A 7,081-nucleotide genomic window follows, 5' to 3' on the forward strand; every position below is an offset into this window, starting at 1 on the left:
CGCGGGCAAGACGCGGGGCGTCAGAGCGGGATGTTGTTGTGCGCGCCGCGCGAGGCGGGCGCCGCGGCGAGGGCCTCCGCCACTCTCCGCCGGGTGGTCCTCGGGTCGATCACCTCGTCGACGACCCCGAGATCGAGCGCCCGGCTGACCCCGCCCGAGCGCTCCTCGTGCTCGCGGACCAGTTCGGCGAGCAGTCGTTCCCGTTCCTCCTCGGATCCGGCCGCGGCGAGGCGGCGCCGGTGCAGGATGCCCACGGCCGCCTCGGCTCCCATCACCGCGACCTCCGCCCCGGGCCAGGCGTAGACCGCGGTCGCGCCGAGGGAGCGGGAGTTCATGGCGATGTACGCCCCTCCGTAGGACTTGCGGACGATCACCGTCACCCTGGGCACGGTGGCCTCGGCGAAGGCGTGCAGCAGCTTCGCCCCCCGGCGGACCACGCCGCCCCATTCCTGGTCGACGCCGGGGAGATAGCCGGGCACGTCCGCCAGCACGACGAGCGGGACGCCGTTGGCGTCGCACATGCGGACGAACCGCGCCGCCTTCTCCGCCGACGCCGAGTCGAGGCATCCGCCCATGCGCAGCGGGTTGTTGGCCACGACGCCGACCGGGTGACCGGCCAGGCGGCCGAGGCCGACGACGATGTTCGGCGCCCAGCGAGGCTGGATCTCCACGAACGCGGGTCCGTCCCCGCCCTCATCGAGCAGCGCCCGGATCACCGGGCGGATGTCGTAGGCGCGGCGGGCCGACTCGGGCAGCAACGCGGCGGGGTCCCGATCGTCGTTCAGGCGCTCCAGGTCGTACCGGCCGGTCCCGGTCAGCAGGCCGGCGATCACGCGAGTGCGCCGGAAGGCGTCCTGCTCGTCGCCGGCGACCACGTGCACCACGCCGGAGCGGCGGCCGTGCGCGTCCGCGCCGCCGAGCCGTTCCATGTCGATCTCCTCGCCCGTCACACGGCGGACCACGTCGGGACCCGTGACGAACACCCGGCCCTGGCCGGACATGACGATCAGATCGGTCAAAGCCGGGCCATAGGCCGCCGCACCCGCCGCGGGGCCCACGATGACCGAGATCTGCGGCACGCGGCCGGAGGCGCGGGTGTTGGCCGCGAAGACCAGGCCCGCGCCGTGCAACGACTCGACCCCGTCGGCGAGGCGGGCCCCGCCGCAGTGCCACACCCCGATCACCGGCGCCCGCCGCCGCAGCGCCTCGTCCACGGCGGCGGCGATGTGCCGGGCGCCGGCCAGCCCCAGCGCCCCGCCCATGACGGTCGCGTCGGTGCAGAAGGCGACCACCGGTGACCCGCCGATCCGGCCCGTGACCGCCAGCACGCCGCTCGTGTCCTCCGAATGCAGCGGCACCGCCGAGTCCGCGTCCAGCAGACGGGCGAGCCGCGCGGCGGGATCGCGACCCTCCCGGTCCTCCCGCACGGTTTCCGTCTGGGCGGTTTCCGCCTGGGCAGCGGTCATCGGCGCATCCCCCGCTCGCGTTTCCGTTCAGCCTTCCGGCCGGGCCTTTCCTCCCCGGAACGGTAGCCGGGAGCCATTCTCACGGTCTAATCAAAATATTTGATGGAATATAAAAAGAAATCCTTATGGATAGTCCGGAAGAGGCGTGTTCGCAATCACAGTTGACTATTTCACGAAATTCATGCAAATGTCGATTGTGCCGGTCCCGGCCGGAGGGCGTCGCTCCGGCGAGAAAGTCCGCGGGCCGCTCACACCCCTTTTCCGGCACGGTCCGCCGCGTGGGCGCGACCGGGCGGACGGATGTCTCCTTTCCGGCGTGAGCGGCGTGAGCGGGTGGCCAGACGGCCGGGCAGCCGGGCGACCGGGCGGTGCGGTGGAACGGTGACGACCGGCCCCTTTCCACGGCCGGCGTGCCGCCCGGACGTTCCGGATAGCCCGGATGTTCCGGACGGCCCGGGATGACGCGGCGGGAAACGACGCAAGGCTCGACGAGGGGCGGATGCTCAGCATGGACGAAGCGGTCACCTATGGTGCGGGCGCGGTCGCGGTGGTCGGGCTCGCCTGCCGGCTGCCGGGCGCGGCGCACCCGCGCGCCTTCTGGGAGCTGCTGCGCTCCGGACGCGACGCGGTCGGCGCGCCCCCGCAGAGCCGGCTGACGGGCGAGCCCCGGCTCGCGGGCCTGCGGGGCGGGTTCCTGGAGCAGGTCGACGGGTTCGACGCGGGCTTCTTCGGCGTCTCGCCCAAGGAGGCGGCGGCGATGGACCCCCAGCAGCGACTGGTGCTCGAGCTCGCCTGGGAGGCGCTGGAGGACGCGGGCATCCCGCCCGCCGGCCTCGCCGGCACGTCCGCGAGCGTGGTCGTCGGGGCGATGGCCGCCGACTACGCCGCGCTCGTCTACGGACGCGGAGACGCGGCGATCACCCGGCACACGCTCGCCGGGCTCACCCGCGGCATCCTCGCCAACCGGATCTCGTACGCGCTGGACCTGCGGGGGCCGAGCCTCACCGTGGACACCGCTCAGTCGTCCGCGCTGGTCGCGGTGCACCTGGCCTGCGAGAGCCTGCGCTCGGGCGAGTCGGAGGTCGCGCTGGCGGGCGGGGTGAACCTGAACCTCGTCCCGGAGAGCACCGCGACCGCCGAACGGTTCGGCGGCCTGTCCCCCGACCGCCGGTGCTTCACCTTCGACGCCCGGGCCAACGGCTATGCCCGGGGCGAGGGCGGCGGGATCGTCGTGCTGAAGCCGCTGGCGCGCGCACTGGCCGACGGTGACCACGTCTACGCGGTTGTCCTGGGCAGCGCCGTCAACAACGACGGCGCGACCCCCGGCCTCACCGTTCCCGACGCCGCCGCGCAGCAGCGGGTCGTACGGCTCGCGGTGGAGAGGGCCGGCGTCGACCCCGCGGCCGTGCAGGTCGTCGAACTGCACGGCACGGGCACGAAGGTCGGCGACCCCATCGAGGCGGCCGCGCTCGGCGCGGCGCTCGGGGCGGCGCGGCCCGCGACGCAGCCGCTCCTGGTGGGCTCGGTCAAGACGAACATCGGCCATCTCGAAGGCGCGGCCGGCATCGCCGGGCTCCTCAAGGCCGTGCTCGGCATCCACCATCGCGAGGTCCCGCCGAGCCTGAACTACGAGACGCCGAACCCGGCCATCGACCTGGACGCGCTCAACCTGCGGGTGGTCACCGAGCCGTCCCCCTGGCCGCGGCCCGGCCTGCCGCTCGTCGCGGGAGTCAGCTCGTTCGGCGTGGGCGGGGTGAACTGCCATGTCGTCCTCGCCGAACCGCCGCCCGAGCACACGTCCCCCGCCACCGGTCACAGGGGGACCAGAGGCGGCGCCGCAGCCGCACACCAAAGCGAGGCCCCGGACGGCAAAGACACTCCGGCCCAGAACCGGGCGGAGAACCGGAGCAGGACCCCGGGCCATGGCGAGACCGAGACTCGGAACGAACTCGACGGCCGGAGCGAGGCCGGGAGCCGGGACGGGAAGCGCAGTGCGGTTGTGGGCCGGGACGAGGCCGGGGGCGGAGGCGGGGGCGGGGGCGGGGGCGGCCTGGTGGCCGTACCGCTCGTCCTGTCCGCCCGCGACCCGGACGCGCTTCGCGAACAGGCGGCCCGGCTGTCCGGCTCGCCGGCGCTCGACGGCGACCTGTCCGACGTCGCGCTCTCGCTCGCGGCGGGCCGGACCTCCTTCGAGCACAGGGCGGTGGTGGTCGGCGCGGACCGCCACGAGCTGCGGGAACGGTTACGGGCGTTCGGCGCGGGCGACCTGACGTCCGGAGCCGTACACGGCAGGGCACGCGCGCTCGGCGGCACCGTGCTCGTCTTCCCGGGGCAGGACGGCCAGTGGGCGGGCATGGGACGGGCCCTGGCCGACGCCTCCCCCGTCTTCGCGGGGCATCTGGCCGAGGCCGCCGAGGCCCTCCGCCCGTACGTCGGCTGGTCGCCCCGCGACGTGCTGTGGAACCTCCCGGGTGCGGCTCCGATCGATCGGGCGGACGTCGCGCAGCCTTCGTTGTTCGCCGTTACCGTGGCGCTGGCCCGGCTCTGGGAGCACTTCGGAGTCCGCCCGGACGCCGTGATCGGCGACTCCCAGGGGGAGATCGCCGCAGCGCACGTCGCGGGCGCCCTGTCGCTGGAGGACGCGGCCGCGATCGCGGTCCTGCGCGGTCAGGCCCTCGCCGAGACCTCTGAAGGGGACGCGATCGAGGCTGCACGAGATCGCCTGGTGGGCTCTCTGACGGGACGACCGGCCCGGCGCGGCGAGGTGGCGTTCTACTCGGGGGTGACCGGTGGACGGTTCGACCCGGCGGAGCTGGACGCCGAGTACTGGCACCGCGGCCTGCGGCACACCGTGCGGTTCCGGGAGGCCGTCGAGGCCGCGCTGGCCGACGGCCACACCGTGTTCGTGGAGGTTGCGCCGCACCCGGTCCTGACTGCGGGCATCCGGGAGATCCTGGACGCCGGTGGTCGCGACGGCCTGGTCACCGGTACGTTGCGCCGCGACAGGGGGGATCTGGACGAGTTCCTCCGGGCGCTCGGCGTGCTCCACGTCAACGGCGCGGGCGTCGACTGGAGCCGCGCCGTACGGCCCGGTGCGCGGCGGGTCCGCCTGCCCACCTATCCCTTCCGGCGACGCCGGTACTGGATCGACGCAGTGCCGGCCGAGGAGGAGAGCGGCGTATCGGCCGATGTGGCCTCGTACGCGGGCGAGACCGCTCCGGCGGTCGCCCTGGCGGCGCGGCACGAACAGGCGGCACGAGGCGAGCAGGAAACACGCGTCGCGCCACATGCCCGGCATGAGCCGGGAGGACAGGACGAGTCACCAGCCCAGCACGAGCCAGGAGCGCCGCGCCAGCGGGAAGTGCTGGAAGTGCAGCACGCACAAGGAGCACGGCACGAACCGGAAGCCCGCGACAATCCGGAAGCCCAGCGCGAGCGGGAAGCGCGGCATGAGCGGGAGACGACGGAGAGCGGGTGGTCACCGCTCGACCTCGTCCTGTCCGCCACCGCGGACGTCCTGGGTCACGCGGACGCGTCGGGCGTCGAGGCCGAGCTCACGTTCAAGGAGCTGGGGCTCGACTCGCTGGGGGCGGTGGAACTGCGCGACGCTCTGGCCGCCGCCACCGGCCTGCCGCTTCCCGCGACCGTCACGTTCGACCACCCGACACCGCTCGCGCTCTCCCGTCACCTGCGCGCTCTGTCCGAGGCCGGCACCCCTGCAGGCGGCACGGCGAGCGACACGAGGGGCGGTGTCACGGGTGGCATAGCGGCAAGCGGCGCGGCGGCTCATGCGCCGGCGCCGTCGTTCTCACCGCCGACGGCCGGAGATCGGGCGGACGACGAGCCGATCGCGCTGGTCGCGATGGCCGGGCGATGGCCTGGAGGGGCCGACACCCCGGAGAAGCTCTGGGACCTGGTGCTCGACGGCGCCGACGCCGTCACCGCCTTCCCCGTCAACCGCGACTGGGACGCGGAGGCGCTGCACGCTCCGGCGGAGTCACGGCAGGGCACGTCGGTCACCGGTGAGGGCGGCTTCCTCCACGACGCCGACCGCTTCGACGCGGAGTTCTTCGGCATCAGTCCCCGCGAGGCGGCGGCCATGGACCCGCAGCAGCGGCTTCTGCTGGAAGTGGCGTGGGAGACCTTCGAGCGGGCCGGTCTGGTGCCGCGCTCACTGGCCGGCAGCCGTACGGGCGTGTTCGTCGGCATGATGCCCCAGGACTACGGGCCCCGGCTGCACGAGACGGCCGAGGGCTCCGAGGGGTACGCCCTGACGGGCACGGCGGCCAGTGTCGCCTCCGGGCGCATCGCCTACACCTTCGGCCTCGAAGGGCCCGCCGTGACGGTCGACACGGCCTGCTCGTCGTCGCTGGTCGCGCTGCATCTCGCCGTACGGTCGCTGCGATCGGGCGAGTCGGACCTCGCGCTCGCGGGCGGCGCGACGGTGATGTCGTCGCCGGGGATGTTCACCGAGTTCTCCCGGCAGGGCGGGCTCGCGCCGGACGGACGCTGCAAGGCGTTCTCCGCCGCGGCGGACGGCACCGGCTGGGCCGAGGGTGTGGGTCTGCTGCTCGTGGAACGCCTGTCGGACGCGCGGCGGAACGGGCATCCCGTGCTGGCCGTCGTCCGCGGCACCGCCGTCAACCAGGACGGCGCCTCCAACGGCCTGACCGCCCCCAACGGCCTGGCGCAGCAGCGGGTGATCCGCCGGGCCCTCGACGACGCCGGGCTGACGGGCGGCGAGGTGGACGCGGTCGAGGCCCACGGCACCGGCACGACGCTCGGCGACCCCATCGAGGCCCAGGCGTTGCTGGCCACCTATGGCCAGGACCGCGAACGCCCGCTGTTGCTCGGCTCCCTCAAGTCGAACATCGGGCACACCCAGGCGGCGGCGGGCGTGGCCGGTGTGATGAAGATGGTGCTCGCGATGCGGCACGGCGTGCTGCCGAAGACGCTGCACGCCGAGGAAGCCTCCCCGTACGTCGACTGGTCGGCTGGGCTCACCCTGCTGACCGAGCCCGCACCCTGGCCGGAGACCGGACGGCCGAAGCGGGCCGGAGTGTCGTCCTTCGGGATCAGCGGCACCAACGCCCACGTCATCATCGAGCAGGCACCAGACCCGACCGGCACGGCGACCGCGAACGACGCGCCCGCACGTCCGCAGCAGGCGCAGACCCGGCCGAAGGTCGCGCACGACGAGGGACATGCGGTGCCGGTGTCATCCGACCGCGCCACCGCCCTCCCGCGAGAATCGGATGGAACCCCAGGCACCCAGCGAACGCTGCCATCGCACGACCATCAGGGCACCCGGCAACCGCTGCCGCTGACCGACTCCCAGGGCACCGGGCACGCGCTGCCGGCGGACGCTCCCCATAGTGCCGGGCGAACAGTGCCGGTGGGCGCTCCCCAAGTGCTGCCGGTCGTGGGGTGGGTGGTCTCGGCGCGGTCGCCCGAGGCGCTGCGTGCCCAGGCAGGGCGGCTGGCCGACCACCTGGACCGCCACCCCGCCCTGGGTGTCGCCGACGTCGCGTACTCCCTGGCCACCACCCGCGCCCAGTTCGACCACCGCGCCGTCATCACCGGCACCACCCGGCAAGAACTGCTCGACCGGACCC

At 74.0% G+C, this 7,081-nt stretch carries 2 protein-coding genes; one reads left to right on the forward strand and one right to left on the reverse strand.

The features are described from left to right. Positions 1-20: 20 nt before the first annotated feature. The gene (locus tag Mam01_RS16865) at positions 21-1,466 is read right to left on the reverse strand and encodes an acyl-CoA carboxylase subunit beta (RefSeq protein ID WP_204286276.1); all 1,446 of its coding nucleotides are present in this window, start codon (positions 1,464-1,466) and stop codon (positions 21-23) included. A 508-nt stretch (positions 1,467-1,974) separates the two neighbouring features. On the opposite strand from Mam01_RS16865, the gene Mam01_RS36705 reads away from it, so the two are divergent. Beyond that, positions 1,975-7,081: type I polyketide synthase (locus Mam01_RS36705; protein ID WP_239101378.1), on the forward strand; the 5,107-nt coding region annotated here is incomplete at its 3' end.

The organism is Microbispora amethystogenes, from assembly GCF_016863015.1.
In the GTDB taxonomy this organism is placed as follows: Bacteria; Actinomycetota; Actinomycetes; order Streptosporangiales; family Streptosporangiaceae; genus Microbispora; species Microbispora amethystogenes.